The organism is Salinivibrio sp. MA440 (assembly GCF_001996265.1).
Classification (GTDB): domain Bacteria; phylum Pseudomonadota; class Gammaproteobacteria; order Enterobacterales; family Vibrionaceae; genus Salinivibrio; species Salinivibrio costicola.
The window spans coordinates 22,664-42,778 of the sequence record NZ_MUFI01000030.1 but is presented as its reverse complement, the minus strand read 5'-3'; the positions used below and the strand labels follow the sequence as shown (position 1 = coordinate 42,778).

At 50.7% G+C, this 20,115-nt stretch carries 17 protein-coding genes; 4 read left to right on the top strand and 13 right to left on the bottom strand.

Features of this window, described 5'->3' with window-relative positions; genetic code table 11:
- Positions 1 to 95: 95 nt before the first annotated feature.
- Positions 96 to 2,846, bottom strand: coding sequence for a DNA polymerase I (gene polA / locus BZG80_RS10520; RefSeq protein WP_077679298.1), 2,751 nt, complete (start codon positions 2,844 to 2,846; stop codon positions 96 to 98).
- Positions 2,847 to 3,301: 455 nt separating this feature from the next.
- Here polA and elbB point away from each other — a divergent pair, with 455 nt between their 5' ends.
- Complete coding sequence (gene elbB, locus BZG80_RS10515) at positions 3,302 to 3,952, top strand: isoprenoid biosynthesis glyoxalase ElbB (protein WP_077669778.1); 651 nt, start codon at positions 3,302 to 3,304, stop codon at positions 3,950 to 3,952.
- Between the two features lie 533 nt (positions 3,953 to 4,485).
- Here the strand turns inward: elbB and BZG80_RS10510 are convergent.
- From BZG80_RS10510 to recQ, 4 genes are all read right to left on the bottom strand, one after another.
- The gene (locus tag BZG80_RS10510; protein ID WP_077679297.1) at positions 4,486 to 4,938 is read right to left on the bottom strand and encodes a GNAT family N-acetyltransferase; all 453 of its coding nucleotides are present in this window, start codon (positions 4,936 to 4,938) and stop codon (positions 4,486 to 4,488) included.
- A 61-nt stretch (positions 4,939 to 4,999) separates the two neighbouring features.
- The gene (locus BZG80_RS10505) at positions 5,000 to 5,668 is read right to left on the bottom strand and encodes a 7-cyano-7-deazaguanine/7-aminomethyl-7-deazaguanine transporter (protein WP_077679296.1); all 669 of its coding nucleotides are present in this window, start codon (positions 5,666 to 5,668) and stop codon (positions 5,000 to 5,002) included.
- Positions 5,669 to 5,780: 112 nt separating this feature from the next.
- Positions 5,781 to 6,083 carry a DUF3630 family protein gene (locus BZG80_RS10500; RefSeq protein ID WP_077679295.1) on the bottom strand — a complete coding sequence of 101 codons (303 nt, stop codon included), beginning with the start codon at positions 6,081 to 6,083 and terminating at the stop codon, positions 5,781 to 5,783.
- The gene (recQ, locus tag BZG80_RS10495) at positions 6,070 to 7,950 is read right to left on the bottom strand and encodes an ATP-dependent DNA helicase RecQ (RefSeq protein ID WP_077679294.1); all 1,881 of its coding nucleotides are present in this window, start codon (positions 7,948 to 7,950) and stop codon (positions 6,070 to 6,072) included. The genes BZG80_RS10500 and recQ overlap by 14 nt, the downstream gene beginning before the upstream one ends.
- 171 nt (positions 7,951 to 8,121) lie before the next feature.
- On the opposite strand from recQ, the gene rarD reads away from it, so the two are divergent.
- Together rarD and BZG80_RS10485 are read left to right on the top strand one after the other, a co-directional pair.
- The gene (gene rarD, locus BZG80_RS10490; protein WP_077679299.1) at positions 8,122 to 9,054 is read left to right on the top strand and encodes an EamA family transporter RarD; all 933 of its coding nucleotides are present in this window, start codon (positions 8,122 to 8,124) and stop codon (positions 9,052 to 9,054) included.
- Positions 9,051 to 9,695, top strand: coding sequence for a LysE family translocator (locus BZG80_RS10485; protein WP_021022154.1), 645 nt, complete (start codon positions 9,051 to 9,053; stop codon positions 9,693 to 9,695). The genes rarD and BZG80_RS10485 overlap by 4 nt, the downstream gene beginning before the upstream one ends.
- A 96-nt stretch (positions 9,696 to 9,791) precedes the next feature.
- Here BZG80_RS10485 and uvrD read toward each other — a convergent pair whose 3' ends face one another.
- From uvrD to lptM, 7 genes are all read right to left on the bottom strand, one after another.
- Positions 9,792 to 11,972 carry a DNA helicase II gene (gene uvrD / locus BZG80_RS10480; RefSeq protein WP_077679293.1) on the bottom strand — a complete coding sequence of 727 codons (2,181 nt, stop codon included), beginning with the start codon at positions 11,970 to 11,972 and terminating at the stop codon, positions 9,792 to 9,794.
- Positions 11,973 to 12,142: 170 nt separating this feature from the next.
- Entirely contained in the window at positions 12,143 to 12,871 is a 729-nt protein-coding gene (locus BZG80_RS10475; RefSeq protein WP_158011547.1) for an HAD-IA family hydrolase, read from the bottom strand.
- Position 12,872: 1 nt separating this feature from the next.
- The gene (xerC, locus tag BZG80_RS10470) at positions 12,873 to 13,835 is read right to left on the bottom strand and encodes a tyrosine recombinase XerC (RefSeq protein WP_077679291.1); all 963 of its coding nucleotides are present in this window, start codon (positions 13,833 to 13,835) and stop codon (positions 12,873 to 12,875) included.
- Positions 13,832 to 14,524: a DUF484 family protein gene (locus BZG80_RS10465; RefSeq protein WP_077677069.1), complete on the bottom strand. Its 693-nt coding sequence runs from the start codon at positions 14,522 to 14,524 to the stop codon at positions 13,832 to 13,834. The genes xerC and BZG80_RS10465 overlap by 4 nt, the downstream gene beginning before the upstream one ends.
- Positions 14,521 to 15,351 carry a diaminopimelate epimerase gene (gene dapF / locus BZG80_RS10460; RefSeq protein WP_077679290.1) on the bottom strand — a complete coding sequence of 277 codons (831 nt, stop codon included), beginning with the start codon at positions 15,349 to 15,351 and terminating at the stop codon, positions 14,521 to 14,523. The genes BZG80_RS10465 and dapF overlap by 4 nt, the downstream gene beginning before the upstream one ends.
- An 8-nt stretch (positions 15,352 to 15,359) precedes the next feature.
- On the bottom strand, positions 15,360 to 16,613 hold the full coding sequence (gene lysA, locus BZG80_RS10455; protein ID WP_077461693.1) for a diaminopimelate decarboxylase: 1,254 nt from the start codon (positions 16,611 to 16,613) through the stop codon (positions 15,360 to 15,362).
- A gap of 24 nt (positions 16,614 to 16,637) precedes the next feature.
- The gene (lptM, locus tag BZG80_RS16135; protein ID WP_236719551.1) at positions 16,638 to 16,748 is read right to left on the bottom strand and encodes an LPS translocon maturation chaperone LptM; all 111 of its coding nucleotides are present in this window, start codon (positions 16,746 to 16,748) and stop codon (positions 16,638 to 16,640) included.
- 77 nt (positions 16,749 to 16,825) lie between these two features.
- Between lptM and cyaY the strand changes: the two genes are divergently transcribed.
- Positions 16,826 to 17,137: an iron donor protein CyaY gene (gene cyaY / locus BZG80_RS10450; protein ID WP_021022161.1), complete on the top strand. Its 312-nt coding sequence runs from the start codon at positions 16,826 to 16,828 to the stop codon at positions 17,135 to 17,137.
- 55 nt (positions 17,138 to 17,192) lie between these two features.
- On the opposite strand, the gene BZG80_RS10445 is transcribed toward cyaY, so the two are convergent.
- A complete protein-coding gene (locus BZG80_RS10445; protein WP_077669770.1) occupies positions 17,193 to 19,778 on the bottom strand; it encodes a class I adenylate cyclase in 2,586 nt (861 codons plus the stop codon).
- Positions 19,779 to 20,115 lie beyond the last annotated feature (337 nt).

Below are 20,115 nucleotides of genomic sequence, written 5' to 3'. Positions count from 1 at the left end.
CCACCATAGATCAGTTGGATACTAAACAAAAAAAAGCCGAATTCGCATTCGGCTCTTTATACTAAAAGGTCGATATATAGATAAAAACCGTAAACTTAGTGGGCTTCTCCCCAGTTATCGCCAAATCCTGCCTCAGCAATTAAGGGCACATCAAGTACAGCCGCCGACTCCATCAATTTTCGTACTTGGCTTTCAACTTTGGACATAGATGACGTTTTTACTTCCAACACCAGCTCATCGTGAACTTGCATCACCAGACGCGCGTCATCCGCGGCGTTGGCCTGAATCCACTGATCAACCAATATCATTGCACGCTTAATAATATCGGCGGCGGTACCTTGCATCGGCGCGTTGATAGCCGCACGTTCGGCTCCTTTGCGACGCATGCCATTGCGTGATTTTATTTCAGGTAAGTACAAACGACGGCCAAAGATAGTCTCCACATAACCTTTTTCTGCGGCTTGCTCACGGGTGCTATCCATATATGCTTTCACGCCTGGATAACGATCGAAGTAGGTGTCCATGTAGGTTTGCGCTTCATGGCGACCAATACCAAGCTGGCGTGAGAGGCCAAAGGCACTCATACCATAAATCAAACCAAAGTTGATCGCTTTGGCGCGGCGACGCTGCTCACTGGTGACCTCATCAAGACTCACCCCCATCACTTCGGCCGCCGTGGCTGCGTGAATATCTTTGCCCTCACGGAACGCTTCTAACAAGGCTTTATCACCGGATAGGTGCGCCATAATCCGTAATTCGATCTGCGAGTAATCCACCGCTAAAATCGTATGATCCGGTTCCGCGGTGAAGGCTTCACGAATACGGCGACCCTGCTCGTTCCGAATCGGGATATTCTGTAAGTTTGGATCGGTTGACGATAAACGCCCAGTGGCTGTGACCGCTTGATGATACGAGGTATGCACGCGGCCCGTTTGTGCATTGATCATGCGTGGCAGTTTATCCGTGTAGGTTGATTTGAGTTTCGCAAGGCCACGATACTCCAAGATACGCGCAGGCAACGGGTAATCGAGCGAGAGCTCTTGCAGCACTTCTTCATTGGTCGACGGGCTACCTGACGGGGTTTTCTTGACCACAGGCAGACCCATCTTCTCAAATAAAATCGCCTGTAATTGCTTCGGCGAGCTTAAGTTAAACTCTTCGCCGGCAATCTCAAACGCTTCACGCTCAAGCTCAATCAAACGGGTATGCAGCGCTTCTGATTGCGTCGCCAGCTTGTCTTTGTCAATTAATACACCATGACGTTCCATGCGCGATAGCACACTGACCAGTGGCATTTCATAAAACTCAAAAATGGTTTTTAACTTTTCATCACTGGTGACTCGTCCAATCAAATACTGATGTAAACGTAGGGTAATATCCGCATCTTCCGCGGCATAGGGTGCGGCCTGTTCTAACGGGATCTGATTGAAGGTGAGCTGCTTTTTTCCTTTACCCGCAATTTCTTCAAAGCTAATGCAGGTATGCTGTAAGTAACGCTCAGCGAGACTGTCCATGTCATGACGCCCCGCGACACTGTTGTACACGTACGACTCCAGCATGGTGTCGTAGGCTATCCCTTTTAATGTGATCCCGTGGCGCGCAAAGACACTGGCATCATACTTTAGGTTTTGGCCGACTTTCGCCGCCGCGGGATCTTCCAACCAAGGGCGCAATACAGTGATGACATCTTCCAGTGATAGCTGCTCAGGCGCTTCGAGATAATCATGGGCCACCGGTACATAAGCCGCTTCGCCCGGCGCCACCGCAAATGAAATACCAATCAGGTTGGCTTCCATATAGTTAAGGCTATCGGTTTCCGTATCCACCGCCACCACGTCAGCTTGACGAATTTTCTCTAACCATGTTTCCAGTGACTCGCGCGTGAGTACGGTTTGATAATGATCACGATCGATACAGACTGCCTGCGATAAAGGCTCATCAGAGGTTGATTCCTCTGGCGCATCTCCCTCGTCGAGCTCTTTTAGCCAACGACGGAACTGTAAATCGCGGTACATGGCTACCAAAGTATCATTATCAGGTGCTTGCTTAATCAGTTGTTGCGGGGTGAAATCAAGCGCCACATCTAATTTGATAGTAGCCAACTGATAGGAAAGATAGGCGCCCTCTTTATTGTCCGTTAGCTTTTTTGCCATGCTCTTGGCGCCGCGGAAGCTCAGCTCAGCAATTTTATCCAGATTGGCGTAGATATCATCCAAGCCGCCGAGGTTGGCAATCAACGCCGTCGCAGTTTTATCGCCCACCCCCGGCACGCCAGGAATGTTATCGACTTTATCACCCATCAGCGCGAGATAATCAATAATATGCTCAGGACCAAAGCCATACTTATCACGCACCGCATCCGGGTCCATCACCACATTAGTCATGGTGTTGATTAAGGTGACATGCTCGTCCACTAATTGAGCCATATCTTTGTCGCCGGTGCTGATCAGTACCGGCATTCCGGCTTGTGAGGCCTGAGTGGCAAGTGTGCCGATAACGTCATCGGCTTCGACCCCCTCTACCGCAAGTAAAGGCAACCCCATTGCTTTAATGATCTTATGCAGGGGGGCTATTTGCCCACGTAAGTCATCTGGCATCGGTGGACGATTCGCTTTGTACTGTTCGTACATGTCATCGCGGAACGTCTTCCCTTTGGCATCAAAAATCACCGCGACATGAGAATGCGGGTATTGGCGCAATAAACTACGCAGCATATTCACCACACCATAGACCGCACCCGTCGGCTCACCTTCACTATTGGTGAGGCTGGGTGACGCATGGTAAGCCCGGTAAAGATAAGAGGATCCATCCACCAGGATGAGGGGGTTATCGGGAAGAGTTGCCATATCAGTATCTTGATTGCCAGTTAAACACGTTAGTCGTTAAGCATGCCACGAGTCGTGACCCCTGTTAACCATGGTTTTTCCCATCGCGTCGTCTATCTGTGGATAACTTTGTTGGTAAATATTTTATAGGGTTTTTGGCTTGTCTAAATAGAGAAGAAAAATAAATTTTTAACCTTTAATAATCAAACAGATAAATAAAAACAAAGGATCCTGATCTTGATCGAACAAGGATCTTGTGGTGTGGAAAAAGAAATCGCTATGGGTCTCAAGGTTGCAGAGAAAGTCATCATAAACTGCGGAGATAATCACCAATTTCATTGCCGAAGTTCGCTAAGCTTTCGCCTAACCCAGTACCAATGCGACACTGATAAACGTAGCCTATATTAGCGTCGTTGATCGTTGTGCATTGCCCACACTGATTGCGATATTTTTAATCTCGATACAAGGAGAGCGTGATGAAAAAGGTGGCTGTGATCTTATCTGGCTGCGGCGTGTTTGACGGCGCAGAGATCCAAGAGACCGTATTGTCGCTGCTAGCACTAGAACAAAACAATGCGCAATGGCAGTGTTTCGCACCAGATATCGATCAGCACCATGTGATCGATCATCGTACTGGTGAGCCGATGAACGAAACGCGCAATGTGCTCACCGAAGCCAGCCGTATTGTTCGTGGTGAGATTCTTCCGCTTACCGATTTAAACGTCGATGACTTCGACGCCTTACTGGTCCCCGGTGGCTTTGGTGCAGCCAAGAACTTGTCAGACTTTGCTTACAATGGCGATCCGGTGCAGGTACACCAAGATATGTTTGCGGTTTGCCAAGCTTTTATGCGTGCAGAAAAGCCCGCCGGTTATATGTGTATCGCACCAATCATGATCCCGCAGATCTATCCAAAAGGTGTAAAAGGCACCATTGGCAATGAACCTGATATCGCTGCCGCCTTTAATCGTATGGGGGGTGAACATATTGACTGCCCAGTATCGGATTATGTGCTGGATCAGCGCCATCATCTGCTATCCACACCGGCCTATATGCTAGCAACGTCTGTTTCGGACGCAGCTAGTGGTATCAATCGGATGGTGAAAAAACTGGTTGAGCTCGCCTAAGCAAATAATAACGGGAAAAAGAAAGACACAAAGAAAAAAGCGACGCCGAGGTGGGCGTCGCTGTAACAAGTGAGCGCAAAAACAAAGCTGTCTAGTAACAGTTTGCTGGCCCCAATACACTGGAAGCAATGTGAGCAATGTCGTGCCTTCAACGCCTAGCTTGTGGGCTTTGCCCTGAAGACAAGTTAACAATAACCATTCTCATTACCATTTTCAACACTTAGTTGATAATCTTTTTCATTTATTGATCTTGTGCTCAGACTCATTCGCTGTCATCAAACTGTTATTGCACCCACCGCCATCACGCCAACACTCCTGGTTCGAAAAGCCAGCGCCCAAAAAGAAAAAAGCGACATCCCGAAAGATGTCGCCTAGCAAAAAACGGACTAACTTAATCACTGTTTGATAAGCGCCCCGCTAATACACTGGAAGCAATGTGAGCAATGTCGTGCCTTCAGGAACGTCGTGTCATGTCCCTGAGTGCAAGTTAATAATAACCATTCTCATTATCGTTAATCAAGAAGAAAATACGTTTATTTTTTATTCGCTGTACATTTATTGATCTGCTTCTCAAAATAAAGCCGGTAATCGGTAAGCTGACCTTTTTGCTCCAATGCCACCATCTGATAGCCATGACGCACCAGCATGCACACCATCGCGGTAAAGCGGTTGCGTGATTTGACCGCAAGTGTTTGATAGCCAGAAGCCGCTACCCACGCTTCTTGAGCCTGTAGCAGCGCTTTCGCTACCCCTTGACCTCGCGCCGCTTTGCTCACCCCGCCCAGCCAGCTATAAAACTGCGTCTGACTGGTGGCATAGCCTATTTTCGCCCCCACAGGCTCACCGTTTTGATACGCGACCAATACCAATGCTTTGCGTCCCGCTAATCGCGCGTGACATTGCTCCAAGGATACACCTGCATCCAACTCGGGCACGCTGTTAAGCACTGTTGCCGCATCTTCTAAGTGCCCAGCACGAATTTCCATCTCACCTCCTCGCATTGACGTAAAAAAAGAGCCGCGATGCGACTCTTTATTCTGCTACTGATTAGGACGTTTGCTGCACCGCCCCCGACGGACTCACTTGTGTGATACGTCGGATAATCAGGTTGAGCAACACCCCATACATAGGAATAAACAGCCCCAAACTAATAATCAGCTTAAAGGCGTAGTCGACCAGGGCAATTTCAACCCAGTGCTCCGCCATAAAGGTATCTTGGCTTTGATAGAACGCAATCGCAAAAAAAGCGAGCGTGTCTGATGCGTTACCAAACAAGGTGGAGCAACTGGGGGCCACCCACCATTGGCGCTGCTGGCGTAAGCGATTGAACACATGAATATCTAAAATCTGACCCAGTAGATACGCCATAAAGCTGGCAATCGCAATCCGAGCGACGGTGAGATTAAAGTGGCCTAACTGCTCAATACCTTGGTAGCTACCTTGATAAAACAACACCGAAAGCACATACGAAATCAGCAGCGACGGCATCATTACGAATAAAATGATGCGACGTGCTAACCCAGGGCCATAAATCCTGACGGTCAGATCGGTAGCCAAAAAAATAAACGGAAAGGTAAACGCTCCCCAGGTGGTGTGGAAGCCCCAAACGGTAAAAGGGATCTGCACCAAGTAATTACTGGAGGCAATAATGATTAGATGGAATATAACGAGGTAACTCAGCGCTTTACGCTTCTGAGCGAGAGAAAAGTGGCTCATAGTGCACCTTTTTGTTATTGGGGGCGAGGGAACCCAAAATACTTAGCTACCTATCAACAGGCAGCGCGAGGTGGCGAATTATACAGCAATCAATCGACGGTGCCAGTGTAATTTAAAGAGGCGGATGACGTATCCACCAGCGCCGCAAGAAGGCTATCACTTCATCACCATCACTCTCCAATGGCTCCAACCATACGCTCTGGGTGTAATGGGCCGCTTTGAGCATCAGACGCGTGCCTTCAAAGTCAATTAGCCAGGTCATCATGTCGGCGTCTTGCTGGCTTTCCAGTACTTGAGCTTGTAACACGTCAAGCAATGGCTGACAGATAAGCTCGGCATTATCCGCATCAAGCTGTGGCTGAGAAAATGCCAAGGCACAGTCTGATTCAATCAAAAGCCAATTACTCGGTACCATAACCGTACTCACTGATGCCCAGGTGATCGTCAATTAAATCTAAAAACGCATCGCCGAATTTTTCCAGTTTGCGCTGGCCGACGCCACTGACCGCCAACAGCTCAGCGTGTGAGGAAGGCAGCATCTCGGCCATTTCCATCAAGCTGGCATCGTTAAACACCACATACGGTGGAATATCTTCCTCATCGGCAATCGCTTTACGTAACTTACGCAACTTGGCAAATAGCTTTTTGTCGTAATGGCGCTGACTCAGCTTATTGGCTTTGGTGCGTGGGCTGAGGCCGATACGTGGTACCGCCAATTCAAGCGCCATTTCGCTACGCAATAGTGGCCGCGCTTGTTCAGTCAACTGCAACACCGAGCTGCGAGCAATGTTTTGCAACAGATAACCGCGGTGGATCAATTGGCGAATAATGCTTACCCAGTATTCATGACTCCACTCTCGCCCGATGCCATAGGTCGATAGCTTGTCGTGACCATGATCTTTAATGCGCTGATTTTGCATTCCGCGCAGCACTTCAACCACATACCCGACCCCGAAGCTTTGGTTGACACGGTAGACGCATGACAGCGCTTTTTGCGCTTGCTCAGTGCCATCGAAGTGAGTAGGTGGGTCGAGACAAATATCACAGTTGCCACACGGGGTTTGGCGGTTTTCGCCAAAGTAGTTCAGGAGCACTAAACGGCGACAGGTTTGCGCTTCGGCAAACGCGCCCATCGCAGTCAGTTTATGGCTTTCGACCTGCTTTTGTGGCCCCTCGGGCTTTTCTTCCAAACAGCGATGAAGCCACCCCATATCTGAGGGGTCATACAGCAACACCGCTTCAGCCGGTAGTCCGTCTCGTCCGGCACGGCCGGTTTCTTGATAGTAAGACTCAATATTGCGCGGTACATCGTAATGCACCACAAAGCGAACATTGGGCTTATTAATCCCCATGCCAAATGCCACGGTCGCCACCACAATATTGACATCATCACGTTGGAACGCCTCTTGCACCGACCCGCGCGCCTCAGTGGTCATCCCTGCATGGTAAGCAGCGGCGAGCATATTGTTGTCGCACAGTTTTTGCGCGACCTGCTCTACTCGCTTGCGACTATTGCAATACACAATGCCCGACTGACCGCGTAGGCCAGTTAAAAAATGCACCAATTGCGCTAAGGGTTTATGCTTTTCTAATAGCGTGTAACGAATATTCGGGCGATCAAAGCTGCCCAGATGCACCAGCGGATCGTTCAGGGTAAGGCGAGATAGAATGTCCTCGCGCGTGGTGGCATCCGCGGTCGCCGTCAGCGCCATCACCGGCACATCGGGGAAATGCTGTTTCAGCTGACCCAAAGAGGCGTATTCGCGGCGAAAGTCATGCCCCCACTGGGAAATACAGTGCGCTTCATCCACCGCCACTAATCCAAGTTGCCAATCACTTAAGCGATGAAGAAAATCACGGCCCAGGGCACGCTCAGGCGACACGTACAGCAGTTTCACCTCGCCATGGTTTAAGGCGCGCAAAGTCTCCGCTTGCGCCTCGGGGGTCATCGCCGAGTTTAAGCAAGCCGCCGTGACGCCATTGGCATTGAGCTGATCAACCTGATCTTTCATCAACGAGATCAAAGGCGAAATCACCACGGTCAAACCAGTACGTACCAACGCAGGGATCTGATAGCACAGTGATTTCCCGCCTCCGGTTGGCATAATCACCAAGGCATCACGGCCAGCAATCGCTGCGTCAATCACCGCTTGCTGACCCTCGCGAAATTGATGATAACCAAACACCGCTTTGAGTACCTGGTGGGCAGGACTCGTGGCAGGGTCAATGGTAGCGGCGTCGGTCGCCGTTGGTGTATCGACATGAGCGGGGGTGGCGGACATAATCAAGCTCGTTACTCAAACTGGCGCTCATTCTACCGACACCCTCTGACTGATGAAACCCTGAGCACTAAGAAAGGTGCTTGCGCCGGTGCTTACAACTTGTTACATCTAGTCAACATGCATGAATACGCGTTCATTCCTTATCGATACCCATAACGAGAAAACACCGTGATTCCAGATCCGAAACGCGCCCGCCAAGGCGTGCTATTAGCCCTTGCAGCTTACATTATGTGGGGAATTGCCCCTATATACTTTAAAACGGTCAACCATATTCCGGCGCCAGAAATCTTGTCGCATCGGATTATTTGGTCGTTTGTCTTTTTGGCATTGCTGCTGTTTTTTACCCGTCGTTTTTATCAGCTTAAACCGATTATCCGCGAGCCGAAAAAGCTGTTGATGTTGATGCTCACCTCTTGCTTTATTGGCTGTAATTGGCTGATTTTTATCTGGGCGATTGTTAATAACCGCATGCTGGATGCCAGCCTTGGCTACTACATTAATCCACTGGTGAACGTGGCACTGGGGATGATCTTTCTTGGTGAGCGTTTTCGCCGTCTACAGTGGCTTGCCGCCGCGCTGGCGTTGGTGGGGGTATTGGTACAATTGATTACCTTTGGCTCACTGCCTTGGATAGCCCTGGCGCTGGCCACCAGCTTTGCGATTTACGGCTTACTGCGCAAAAAAATCAATCTCCCTGCGGTACCAGGGTTGTTTGTGGAAACCTGCACACTCTTGCCCGTTGCGCTGATTTATCTGTGGCAGTTTGCCGATACACCTAGCGCTAATCTGCTCGATAATCCCATTAGCCTAAATATGCTACTGGCCGCTGCCGGCTTGATCACCACGATACCTTTGTTGTGTTTTACCGGCGCCGCGACCCGCCTACCTTTGACGGTATTGGGCTTTTTCCAATACATCGGCCCAAGCTTAATGTTTTTACTCGCCGTCGGCTTGTATGACGAACCTTTCACCCCCGACAAGGCCACGACGTTCGGCTTTATTTGGGCCGCCTTGGCGATATTTAGCGTTGATGCCTATCAGAACAAACGACATCAAGTCACCAACATTAAACGTGCCGCGTTGTCAACAGGAAAACCAGAATGAACGAGCTGACTATTCTCGCCACGCTAGCGGGGGTACATATGATTGCGCTGCTCAGCCCCGGGCCCGACTTTGCCTTGGTGCTCCAAAATGCGACCCGTTATGGCCGTGCCACTGGCTTAGCGATTGCGCTAGGGTTATCGCTCAGTATTTTGGCACACACAATATTGAGCATTACCGGCATCAGTCTGTTGGTGCATCAGCACCCGCAACTGTTTATGTGGGTACAGGTGGCGGGGGGCAGTGTACTGATGTATTTAGGCCTTAGCGCCATTAAAGGTTTGCTCGCCGCCACCACAGCGCCAGTGCAAACCGCCAATGATGCGCCTGCGGTACGCGGCCAAAAACAGGCCTTTTGGAAAGGGGTGCTGACCAACCTTTTTAACCCGAAAGCCTTGGTGTTTTTTATTTCGTTGATGAGTACCTTGGTACCGGCCAGCATGTCTGCCAGTGGCAAAGCCATGGCCGTGGCGGTGGTGTTTCTGCTTTCATTAGGGTGGTTTTCTTCGCTCGCCTGGCTGCTATCAGGCAGTCGCGTACAGCAAGTGCTCACCAAAGTCGCCCCAGTTATCGATGGCCTGTGTGCGTTGTTGTTTTTGCTGCTAGGTGGCGCGGTCGTGTGGCAAGCCGGCGTATTCGGCTAACGCCGCGGCTGCAAAAATGCAGGCGATGGAGCAAATACCAATACGCCCAGCCGAGGCTGGGCGTATGTTACGTTTTCTAGCGTTAAGCAGCGGGGATTAAAGCGCTTCCAGTTTGGCGTACTGAGTTACCAACCACTTAATCCCTTCCCCATTAAAGGCGACTTGCACGCGGCTTTGTCCGCCACTGCCTTCAAAGTTGATGATGGTGCCTTCACCAAACTTAGGGTGCTGAACCCGCTGACCCAAACTAAACCCGGTTTGGTTAAAGTTCTCCTGAGTCTGCGTTTTGGAAAAACGACCACCGCTTGCAGCAGGGCGTGAGACATTGGCACGCATCCGCACTTCTTCCAAGCAGGCCTCGGGCAGCTCACGAATAAAGCGCGAGATCTTATGGAACATGTCTTTGCCGTACACACGGCGCATTTCTGCGTAGGTCAGATAGAGTTTTTCCATCGCTCGCGTCATGCCGACATAGCAAAGACGACGCTCTTCTTCTAGGCGACCCGCTTCTTCGGCTGACATCTGGCTGGGGAACATGCCCTCTTCCACTCCGACCATAAAGACTAAGGGGAACTCGAGACCTTTGGCACTGTGCAAGGTCATCAATTGGACCGCGTCATCAAACTCGTCCGCTTGACCTTCACCGGCCTCAAGGGCGGCGTGGGCCAAGAATGCCGACAGCGGTGTCATCCCTTCCGCTTCCGCCTCTTCGGGTGGCGTAAATTGGCGCGTGGCCGTCACCAACTCTTCCAAGTTATCAACGCGTGCTTGCGCTTTTTCACCTTTTTCTTGCTCGTACATGGCGCGCAAGCCGGAGTGACGGATCACGGCATCGGTTTGTTGATACAGTGCCATGTCACGGGTGTCATCTTCTAGCGCATTGACCAGCTCGATAAACCGGCCCAATGCATTGGCCGCACGCCCTGCTAGCGCTTTTTCGGCCAAGATTTGCTCGGCAGTGTGCCATAAGGTTTGGCCACGATCGCGCGCCGCACCACGAAGCGTCTCAAGAGTGCGATCACCAATCCCTCGAGTGGGCGTGTTTACCACCCGCTCAAACGCCGCATCGTCATTGCGATTCGCCATCAAACGTAAATACGCCAATGCATCTTTGATTTCCTGACGCTCAAAAAAGCGCATGCCGCCGTAAATACGATAAGGCAAGCCGGCTTGAATTAAGGCTTCTTCCAGCACCCGGGATTGGGCGTTGTTGCGGTATAAAATGGCGCTGTCACTCAGTACGCCCCCTTCGTCTTGCCAGGTTTTAATTTTCCCGACTACAAAGCGCGCTTCATCTAGCTCATTAAACCCGGCATACACCGAAATAGGCTCGCCCTCTTTGCCCTCGGTCCACAGGCTTTTGCCCATCCGGTCGGCGTTGTTTTCAATCAGGGTGTTCGCCGCTTGCAAAATCGTACTGGTCGAGCGGTAGTTTTGCTCCAAACGGATAGTCTGCGGGGTGGTGAAATCGTCCAGAAAACGCTGAATATTTTCGACTTTTGCGCCACGCCAGCCGTAAATGGATTGGTCGTCATCGCCGACAATCATCACTCTAGCCTGTTGACCGGCCATCATGCGTAGCCACGCATATTGGATGTTGTTGGTATCTTGAAACTCATCCACCAAAATGTGCTGGAAACGTGCTTGGTAATGATCACGGATCACCGCTTTGTCGCGCAATAACTCTAAGGTTCGCAGCAAGATCTCGGCAAAATCGACCAAACCGGCGCGATCACAGGCTTCTTGATACGCCTGATAAATCCGTAGCCAAGTGCTTTCAACCGGATCATGGCGGGTATCAATGTGCTTGGGACGCAAGCCTTCATCTTTTTTGCCATTGATGTACCAACTCGCTTGCTTGGCGGGCCAGTGTTTTTCATCCAAGTTTTGCGCTTTAATTAACCGGCGTAGCAAGCGCTGCTGATCGTCTGAGTCAAGAATTTGGAAGTCTTGTGGCAGGTTGGCATCCAAATAGTGGGCACGGAGAATACGATGGCAAATGCCGTGGAAGGTGCCACACCACATGCCCGAGGCGGTGCCTTGCATCAATTGCTCAATACGGCCACGCATTTCGGCTGCTGCTTTGTTGGTGAAGGTCACCGCCATCACCGAGAACGGCGACGCCTCTTCCACCCGCATTAGCCAAGCCATACGATGAACCAGCACTCGGGTTTTACCACTGCCAGCACCTGCCAGCACCAAATGGTTGCCGAGCGGCGCGGCCACGGCTTCACGCTGTTTGTCGTTGAGTCCGTCAAGAAGAGTTGATACGTCCATCGCCACCTGCCATTTTACTGGGTATTTATACACTGGTTGGCGATTATACCAGCTCAGCGCTAAATTGCGCGCCCGATAACGATCAGCGCTTCAACCGAGTGAATGGTGGAAATATCAGTACTATGAGTAATATCGGAGCTATGAGTAATATCGCATAACAGTATCGCGGCCTAACGGTGCCACTGCTGAATTAAGCTATCGAGTTCAGATAAATCATCGATCGCCACATCCGGCAAGGTGCGCCCTTTGTGCATCATGGGTGATTGCCGCTCTGGGCGAATCCAGCATGCTTGCATGCCCGCTTGACGCGCGCCGGCAACATCCGAGCTTAAATGATCGCCGACATGTAGAATGCGCGCTGGGGCGAGGCCCAAGGCCTGCGCGGCTTGAGCAAACATCTCAGGGCTTGGCTTGGCCGCGCCGTGTTCACCGGCACGGAAAATATGCTGGAAAAACGGCGTCATTCCAATCGCATCGGTGTCGACGTTGCCATTGGTGATCGCCACCAATGGCAGCGTCTCGGACCAGGCTTTTAAGTAAGCCAAACTTTGTGCCGGCGGAGTAAAATCACTGCGATAACCGCAGAAGAAGGTCGTAGCCGCTTGGGCTTGGACGCGCGCTTGCTCGGCCGTGAAGCCAACATGCTCACCGGCAAGCGTCAGCTGGGCAACCCGCATCGCGGTCACATCAAAGCGTTGTGCTGGGTTCTGGTCACGCGCTTGGCGACGAAACCCCGCCATCGTCGCGTTATCAAGCGCGGCAATTGGCGGACAATGCTCGCGCAAATAGTCAGTTAACGCCGCCTCGGCGCGTGCGATCACCGGCCAGTTATCGTACAAGGTGTCATCCAAGTCAAAACTCATCGCATCAAACGCCTGTAAGCGACGATAAAATTTCATATCACGACTCCGAGTTCGGTTTTTTATCTGGACCTGATTTGCGCGCTCTGGGATGCGCGGCATCGTACACTTTCGCCAAGTGTTGAAAATCTAAGTGGGTATAAATTTGTGTGGTGCTCAAATCGGCATGGCCGAGTAGCTCTTGCACTGCACGCAGATCCCCCGAAGATTCCAACATATGGGTGGCAAAACTGTGGCGCAATTTATGGGGATTAATATGACTATTGACCGCCTGCTTTTGTCCCCACTCTGCCATGCGTTTTTGCACGCTCCGATGCGAGATACGCTGGCCGAGCTTAGAAATAAACAGCGCGTCTTCTGGGCCTTTGAGGAGCTGATTACGGACTTTGAGCCAGTTCATCACCCAGGTTTTTGCCATGCCGGAAAAAGGCACAATGCGCTCTTTTTCTCCTTTACCGATGACACGTAAATCCCCTTTGCGTACTGAGACATCACGGACGTTGAGATCCACCAGCTCGGCCAAACGTAGCCCCGCGCCATACATCAGTTCCATCATCGCCCGATCACGCACCGACAAAGGATCGTCTTCGTCCACTTCGAGCAGCTGATGCATTTCATCCACATCCAAATTTTTCGGGAGATGACGGCCTTGTTTCGGCGCTGAGACCCCTTTGGCAGGATTGGCGGCAAGCTGTTCGGCTTGCACCAGATAGTCGAAAAAGCTACGCAGCGCGGACAAACGTAAAGCAATACTGCCCGGTTTCAGCCCATCACGTTTGGCTTGGCTCGAAATTTGTCGCACCCAGTCAGCATCAACATCGGTCCAGTGAGCGATGCCGCGCGCGGTCAGAAAGTCGACAATTTTATCTAACTGGCGCTGATAATTACGCTGGGTATGCGCACTGAGACCACGCTCGCTCAGCTGATATTGATAAAAACGGTCCAAAAGCACCGTCAGTGAGCGCGGTGCGCTGGCAGGTTCGCGAGGTGTCTCGTCGGTCACTGGCTCTCACCTTTTTGCGCCCACTGGCTGCATAAAATGGCTAAATGCGAAGCCAGCTGCTCAAGAAACAGCGTATCCATATCCGGCTGGAAGTGCCCGCCATCTGCACTGGCAAAGCTCAGTAGTCCCCACTCTTTGCCCTCACCTTTAATTGGCACCAAGGCAAATGACCCCAGTTCCGGTGGCTGTGCCATCACCACTTCGGCATCGACTCGGCGCAAACGGCCCAAATAGCAACGGCGTCCGGCAAAGTGATGGTTTTTCAGTTGATCCACCGCTTGACGAGGAATGGCCGTCATCCCCGCAATATCGTGATAAACACAGACACTGACGTTGAGCTGTAATTGCGCACTGAGCGTCTGTAATATTTTTTGCACGTCGTGCGGCTGATTCGTGCGAAGTAGTGCTTGATGCGTCTCAGCAAACGCACGAAATAAGCGATCGTTTTTGGCACCGAGACTCATCAGCTGGGTAATGTCTTCTTCTAACTCTGCGACGCGCTCACGCAAGCGCTTGAGCTGAATTTCGACCAAGGAGACTGCCCCTTGTTCAGCGTGCGGGATGGTTAACCGCGCCAGCAAATCACGCTGACGCAAAAAAAAGTCAGGATTATCAGTTAAATAATCGGCTACCGCATCCTCGCTCAACGGCATGGTTTCCAATGTGGTAGCGTCTATCCCGTGATTCATAATTGCAATTGTCCATCATATACATGTGTTGCAGGCCCGGTCATCGATAAAGGCTGGCCTGGACCACGCCAGAGAATCCGTAAATCGCCGCCCGGTAGCGTGACGGTGACTTGCTCATCCAACAACCCTTGATCAATCCCTACCGCTACCGCGGCACAAGCGCCACTGCCGCAAGCCTGAGTCTCTCCGGCGCCGCGCTCATACACCCGAAGCTTAATCGCATTACGAGAAAGTATCTGCATAAAGCCGGCATTCACACGCTCGGGAAAGCGCTCATGATTTTCAAGTAGCGGCCCCAGCGTCTCGACATCCGCCGTATCAATATCATCGACCTCTGTGACGACATGTGGGTTTCCCATGCTCACGGCCCCGACAAATAAAGTCTGTTCCGCTACGCGCATCAAATAGGTCTTTTCTTGTGAATTAGCCCGAAACGGGATCTTGCCCGGCGTGAAAATAGGCTCGCCCATATTCACCCGCACCTGGTTGTCGTTCTCAATATGTAGCCGCATTTTTCCCGCTTGGGTGCTGACATTAACTTGATATTTATTAGTGAGCCCTTTCATGCGCACAAAACGGGCAAAACAACGCGCGCCATTGCCACATTGGGCAACTTCAGACGCATCAGGATTAAAAATCCGATAGTGAAAGTCGGTTTCCGGATCATAAGGCGGCTCCACCACCAGTAGTTGATCAAAGCCGATACCCCGATGACGATCGGCTAAACGCCGGATAAGATCCGGGGAGAAAAACGCATTTTGTGTAACACAGTCAACCACCATAAAGTCGTTGCCCAGTCCGTGCATTTTTGCAAACTGTATCTGCATGCCAATCCTTATTCTGGTAGGCGCTTTTCAAGCTGCCACAGTGACGCCAAGCTTTCACGCTCACGCACTAAGTATGCGTGTTCACCATCGACAACGATTTCGGCAGGACGACAGCGCGAATTATAGTTAGAGGCCATCACAAAGCCATACGCACCCGCTGAACGCACCGCCAACAAATCATCTGGGGCTAATACTAGCGAGCGATTCTTACCTAAATAATCTCCGGTTTCGCACACCGGACCCACTAAATCGTAGGTTTTGGGCTCTCCTTGACGCGGCACCACCGGAATAATTTCTTGGTAAGCTTGATACAAGGAAGGACGAATTAAGTCGTTCATACCGGCATCAATAATGGCAAAATTCTTATGTTCGCTGTGTTTAAGAAATTCCACCTTGGTGAGCAAGACGCCGGCATTAGCAGCAATGGCACGGCCTGGCTCAAAAATCAGCTCAAGATGGCGATGCTTATCCAAACGCGCCAGCAGCGCTTTGGCATATTCCGAAGGCTGCGGTGGTTTTTCATCACTGTAGGTGACCCCGAGGCCGCCACCAACATCAAGGTGGCGAATCTGAATGCCTTCTTGCGCCAAAGTATCAATTAAGGCCAACAGGCGGTCTGTGGACTCAATAAAGGGGGTCAGATCCGTTAGCTGCGAACCGATATGGCAATCAATACCTTCCACCTTCAGGTGGGGCAAACTGGCAGCATAGCGAAAACTATTTAGCGCTTCCCCGAAAGCAATGCCAAATTTATTTTCTTTGAGGCCCGTGGAAATATAAGGGTGCGTATTGGCATCAACATCCGGATTAATGCGCAGAGAGATTGGCGCCTCGACACCCAGCTCGCCCGCCACTTGGTTTAGGCGGTCAAGCTCAGAGTGTGATTCGACATTGAAACATTTTATCCCCACTTCCAGCGCTCGCCGCATTTCAACCGCCGTTTTACCCACTCCTGAAAATACGACCTTCGCCGGATCGCCGCCTGCAACCAAGACGCGTTCCAATTCACCTTGCGACACAATATCAAAACCCGATCCTTGCCGTGCCAGAATATCTAATACGCCAATATTTGAGTTCGCTTTCACGGCATAGCATACAAGATGTGGATGATCGCCCACGGCACAATCAAAAGCATGCCAATGACGCTCCAAGGTCGCGCGCGAGTACACATATAATGGCGTGCCGTAATCGTTGGCAAGCTGAGCCAATGGCAATGATTCGGCCCATAGCTGGCCGTCGTCCTGATAATTAAAGTAATCCAAGGTGTTCGTCCCTGTTGTCGTGGGTTATTGATTTTGCGTCGGTTGTTCGTCCGGATAATGCAGGGGCCCTTGTTGGCCACAGCCGGTCAGTGTCATGATGCCTGTGAGTATCAATAAAATGACGAGTTTTCGCATAGTGAATGCCAGTGATTATCGAGTCAATGCCCTCTATAATCGCATCACAACCATGAAAAGCAATAGGATATAACGGGATGAATACAACGGAATATCATCAGCTAGTCGATTTGCAAATGCAGGCCATCGAAGAAGGTATCGATGACTCAGGCGCCGACATCGATTATGAGAGTGTCGGCAATGTGATGACACTCGAATTTGACGATGGCAGCCAGATCATCATTAACCGTCAAGAGCCGATGCAAGAAATTTGGGTCGCGTCAAAAGGTGGCGGTTTTCATTTCGCGTTAAAAGAGGGCGAGTGGACGTGCAGCAAGACCGGCTTAATCTTAATGGATTTAGTCCAACAAGAGTGCAGCAGGCATGCTGGAGAGCCGGTATCTTGGTGATCTGAAGCAGGCGCTAACAATGCCCAGAGAGCGCACTAAAAAGCCGCTCTCTGGGTTATTTAAATGACGCCACTTGTCCACTAAAGCCATCGTGAGGTGGTTGGCGAGGCGGCTGCCATTGTGTATCGCACTTAAAAGGTAACGCCTGTGGCTCACCGCGATCATCGGTAACAATCTGATAAAACTGCGGCAAGTTAAAGTTAATAAAATTAGCACTGTAGCTATAACGGTCGTGAGAGGAGGTATAAAAACGGTTCACGCCCTGTACCATCTCTGTTTTATCACCACTGCACTGGCGGTACACTTCAACGCGATTGCTCTCATCAAGAATATAAAGATTGTAGCCATTGGCGCAGTCTTCAAAGAAAAACTGCACCAAGCCTTCACTGGCGTAGGCATCGACGACCGCGGGTGGGTGCACATCTTGCGGATTATCCACCACCATCACCGGCGTGCCATTCACTTTATTCGTGGAAATGCAGCGATAAAAATCGACCGAATTTTCTAAACGTTGCACGGACACGCCACGACGTTCAAAGAACAAGCCGTGCGTTTGCGATCCAATACGCAACGCTTTGAAGCGACGCCGTTTTTCCTTTTCAACCGGTTTTAGCCTAAGTTCAATGCATTCCGCCACCAGTTGGTAGACCAAGTTGCGGATCAGGCCGCGCATTTTACTCGAATAGCAGAACACATCGACCGATTCAGGTGGCACCGCATCTTGGTGCATTTTTCCTAACATGGTTTTCAGCGCTTCAAGAATCGCATCATCACCGCGATAGTTGAGTGTCCGGACCTCATTCCACGAGTTGCGATAGACCAAATCAACACTGCCCACCAGGCAGGTTTGCTCGGGGCCATAGCTAAAGATATCGCTATTTTTAAAATCAAACCGCATCGATGGTTTTTTATACGCCGACGTCGGGTCTTGCTCTAAGTTAATAAACAAGGCGAGCTGACGAATTTCACAGGGGCTTGATAACGCGTCCAAGGTTGGGCGTGGCGGCCGCAGAGAGAAGGTGTTGCGAATGTCACTGACCAATTGATACAGGGTATCAATATCAACATCTGCATCACGTACTACGGTGTGTAAATGCGTCGACTCGGTCAGTAAACCATTAAAAAACGCCCAAGCGATCAGCTTAGACAGATAGCTGTTATGCTCCAGTGGCGCACGACCGATGATGTCGACCGGATTCAGGGAATGTTTATATAAATACCATCCCGGTCGATTCGTTCGCCCTTCGGGCACTTGAATCAAGGTCAGGTTTGGCTCGTGCAGATCCGGTGAAATCTGCGGATTCAGCAAGGTCACTTTACCCGGTAGCTCTTCAAACGCGGCATAAAGCTTACGCGCTAACGTACTGATATCTTGCGGGCTGATCGCCGAGGTGATGTCATTGCGGCGCGCAAAGCGAATCAAATTACGATAGCTTTGCATTAACGCATCAAGCAGCTCGTTGTGTGCGTACTGCACTTCCTCAACCTTCCAGTGACGCCGGTTATCCAGATACGTCAACGCCTGCTCGTCCCAGCCCCACTCATGAGCCAATAGACGCAGCACGTCACGCCGCCATGCCACTGAGCCGGTCGACGGTGACTGCGTTAATTTTTCATGGGTTTTGAGATAAAAACAGCGACGGACAAGGTCTAAGCGGCGGGCGTCGCCAATTGACTCGAGGTAGCGCGTCACTTTTTCCAACATCAGGTAATACGCATCGGACTGGTATACATCAACCCAGCCGGCATAAAAGCGGCGCTTACCATCAACACTTAGTAGTTGGGTGCCAGGGTACTGCCACGAGTACGCTTCGAGTAATATCGCTTTAAGTACCGATTTATACGGTGAATCGATACTTTTATAAAGCTGCCACAAGCTCGAGCCGAAGTATTCTTCCGCCGGGATGGTCGGCAGGCCGCCAAAATCGACCCAATCACGTCGGTCAAGACCATGGTCTGCCACCAAGGTATCGACATAGTCGTCGTAACAGTCTTCCATTTCTGGCGGCACCATGTACCAAAGCAGCTTTTGCCCCGCAACACGCATTGACGAACGATAAAATTCATCAAGCAACAAAAAGTGCTGACTGGTACCACAGTTATCACTGGTCATGGTTTGGCTGAGGTGATGGCGGAACCGCCCTTCACACACTAAAAAGAAGTTGGCTTCAACCCCTTGGTTTAGCGCCCATTCGGAAATCGCCATGCACTTGGCATCGAGTTTATCACGCTGGGCGGTGGTGACGGCAGCATCAATGCATACCCAGATATCCAGATCACTGGTGAGGCTTTGTCCCATCGAGCCGGTACTGCCCATGGTATACATGCCTTTAATCGGATGACGACGACGTTCATCAACGCATGCAGTTAAAGAGGAGAAGCGCGTCTTTGAGTGGATCAGACAGTCAGAGACAAACTCTCGTTGTGTCTCGTCAAGCTGATAATCAGCGATACCAAAAGGCACACTGTCGCCACAAAACCCGGGCAATGCGGGGTGGTTGAGATGTAAAAGCACTGGCAGCACATCAAAAATGGCTTGAGCTTGACGACTCATTGCTGACCGCGCGCGATCCATTCTCACGCGGTTAAACGCCTCTATGCGCTCAGTTTGCTGTTGTACGTATGTTTGCAAGGCAATCATCCAGATTCGTTGACATCCCGGTCAACAGGTCGACGTTACTGTCTTCACCGTATCCGCCCAATTGCAGATAACAAAACGTGATCAATGTAACACTCTCGACAACTCGGGTAAAGTCAATAACCCCGATGCCTGTGTGGTGAGATTCGTGACGCACTATAGGCGCTTTTTGAGACCAATATCAACTTTTACGCTCTACTACCTTAGTCGTAACTTTCAATATTTGCCGCCCAACGATCTCACTATTTGCGTAAATAATATGCTATCGATCACATTTTTTCACCTATATGACGATAAGCCCATCATAAATCTCGAAAGCGATTGACGACTATTACGAGCC

Excerpts from the sequence above, each read along its gene's own strand:
- recQ (WP_077679294.1), bottom strand. The coding sequence starts at position 7,950 with ATGTCCGCCACCCCCGCTCATGTCGATACACCAACGGCGACCGACGCC.
- BZG80_RS10505 (WP_077679296.1), bottom strand. The coding sequence starts at position 5,668 with ATGAGCCACTTTTCTCTCGCTCAGAAGCGTAAAGCGCTGAGTTACCTC.
- cyaY (WP_021022161.1), top strand. The coding sequence starts at position 16,826 with ATGAATACAACGGAATATCATCAGCTAGTCGATTTGCAAATGCAGGCC.
- uvrD (WP_077679293.1), bottom strand. The coding sequence starts at position 11,972 with ATGGACGTATCAACTCTTCTTGACGGACTCAACGACAAACAGCGTGAA.
- BZG80_RS10500 (WP_077679295.1), bottom strand. The coding sequence starts at position 6,083 with ATGGTACCGAGTAATTGGCTTTTGATTGAATCAGACTGTGCCTTGGCA.
- BZG80_RS10485 (WP_021022154.1), top strand. The coding sequence starts at position 9,051 with ATGAACGAGCTGACTATTCTCGCCACGCTAGCGGGGGTACATATGATT.
- BZG80_RS10475 (WP_158011547.1), bottom strand. The coding sequence starts at position 12,871 with ATGAAATTTTATCGTCGCTTACAGGCGTTTGATGCGATGAGTTTTGAC.
- BZG80_RS10465 (WP_077677069.1), bottom strand. The coding sequence starts at position 14,524 with ATGAATCACGGGATAGACGCTACCACATTGGAAACCATGCCGTTGAGC.
- dapF (WP_077679290.1), bottom strand. The coding sequence starts at position 15,351 with ATGCAGATACAGTTTGCAAAAATGCACGGACTGGGCAACGACTTTATG.
- polA (WP_077679298.1), bottom strand. The coding sequence starts at position 2,846 with ATGGCAACTCTTCCCGATAACCCCCTCATCCTGGTGGATGGATCCTCT.
- BZG80_RS10510 (WP_077679297.1), bottom strand. The coding sequence starts at position 4,938 with ATGGAAATTCGTGCTGGGCACTTAGAAGATGCGGCAACAGTGCTTAAC.
- elbB (WP_077669778.1), top strand. The coding sequence starts at position 3,302 with ATGAAAAAGGTGGCTGTGATCTTATCTGGCTGCGGCGTGTTTGACGGC.
- BZG80_RS10445 (WP_077669770.1), bottom strand. The coding sequence starts at position 19,778 with ATGATTGCCTTGCAAACATACGTACAACAGCAAACTGAGCGCATAGAG.
- lptM (WP_236719551.1), bottom strand. The coding sequence starts at position 16,748 with ATGCGAAAACTCGTCATTTTATTGATACTCACAGGCATCATGACACTG.